Below are 1,625 nucleotides of genomic sequence, written 5' to 3' on the forward strand. Positions count from 1 at the left end.
TATGACCATTAAACTGATACAATTAATAATATGGAACAAGAATATCGAAGAACGAAAACAACTGTATCTTTAATTAACTATCATTTTGTTTTCTGCCCACGTTATCGAAGAAAAGTGTTAGTGAACAGAGTGGAAGAGCGATTCAGACAGTTAGTAGAAGAAATTTGCCAAGAGAATGATTGGATCATTCTTGCTATGGAAGTGATGCCTGATCATTGTCATTTGTTCTTGAATTGTCTTCCCTCTAATTCTCCATCAGATATTATGGCAAGAGTGAAAGGAGTGACTTCCAGACGATTAAGACAGGAATTTAAACACCTGTCTCATCTGCCAAGTCTTTGGACACGCTCTTTCTTCGTTAGTACAGCAGGGAATGTATCAAGTGAAACAATCAAACACTATGTGGAATCTCAAAAGAAAAGGGGGTGAATCAATGCCGACGATCACACTAAGGCTAGAACTACATAAGCCAACTCAAGCCAAACAGGATATGTATCAGCGAATGACGGAAATAAACACAGCATTTGCTAACTGGCTACTTGTTCACCCAGAGGTGAACAAGTAGCCAGTAAGATTTTCAAAGAGCTTTCTCATGGAAAATTTCCGTCTGCTGTAGTGAACCAGACGATTCGGGAAGTCAAATCAAAAAAGAAAAACCAAAACGCGAAATCATTCAAAAAGCTATGGTGTTGCTTCAACAATCAGAATCTCAAGATGGAAAAGGTTGGAGACTTCTATACGGTTTCCTTTCCAACTTTGGAAAAGCGGATCGGTGTACCCGTTGTAGCCCGTCCTTATCAGCAGGCATGGTTAGAGAGAATCCTAAACGGAACCGTCAAACAGGGTGCCAGCGAGCTATACAGGAAAAAAGGAAAATGGTATATCGCCATTCCAATCACTTTTGAAGTAGAACAACGGAAAGAAACTAAAGTCATGGGAGTTGATCTAGGACTGAGATACATAGCTGTCGCCAGTGTTGGAACAAAATCATTATTCTTCAAAGGAAACCAAGTTGCTTTTGTTCGTAGACGTTTTGCGGCTAGACGAAGAAAGCTAGGTAAACTGAAAAAACTTTCCGCCATCAAAAAATCAAAAGATAAAGAGTCTCGTTGGATGAAAGATCAGAACCATAAAATCAGCCGTCAAATCGTAGATTTCGCATTGACCAACGGTGTTGGTATCATTCGAATGGAAGATTTGACGGAGATTCGAAATAGGGCAAAGTCTAAAAAAGAAGCTGGTAGAAACCTTCATTCATGGGCTTTCTATCAGCTACAGAAAATGATTAAGTACAAAGCAGAAATGGTAGGTATCCGCTTTGAATTAGCTAAACCAGACTACACCAGTCAAACCTGTGAATGTGGTCATCGTGAAAAAGCGAATCGAAATGGCATCCAGTTCAGATGCAAAAAGTGTGGTTATACCTGCCATGCTGATCTGAATGGAGCAATCAATATAGCTAAAGCCATTTCTGGGTTAGTAGCCTAGCGTACTGGTAACAGGTACGCCACCCATGTGGGTACACTCTAACCACATGGGATGGGGTGATGACACACCCCTGAACTTGGGCGTTGTCCAAAACGGAAACAGACTACGGACGCTAACGACCCAAGAATCCCACGGCT

At 41.0% G+C, this 1,625-nt stretch carries 1 protein-coding gene and 1 pseudogene; both read left to right on the forward strand.

The window, feature by feature from the left end:
- Window positions 1–30 precede the first annotated feature (30 nt).
- Complete coding sequence (gene tnpA / locus DL897_RS17980) at window positions 31–429, forward strand: IS200/IS605 family transposase (RefSeq protein ID WP_113660475.1); 399 nt, start codon at window positions 31–33, stop codon at window positions 427–429.
- A gap of 4 nt (window positions 430–433) precedes the next feature.
- Window positions 434–1,488: pseudogene (locus DL897_RS17985) on the forward strand (RNA-guided endonuclease TnpB family protein).
- Window positions 1,489–1,625 lie beyond the last annotated feature (137 nt).

The organism is Thermoflavimicrobium daqui (genome assembly GCF_003313465.1).
GTDB classification, from domain to species: domain Bacteria; phylum Bacillota; class Bacilli; order Thermoactinomycetales; family Thermoactinomycetaceae; genus Thermoflavimicrobium; species Thermoflavimicrobium daqui.

What these genes read in the sequence shown, in the direction of transcription:
- tnpA (WP_113660475.1), top strand. Translation starts at nt 31, where the DNA reads ATGGAACAAGAATATCGAAGAACGAAAACAACTGTATCTTTAATTAAC.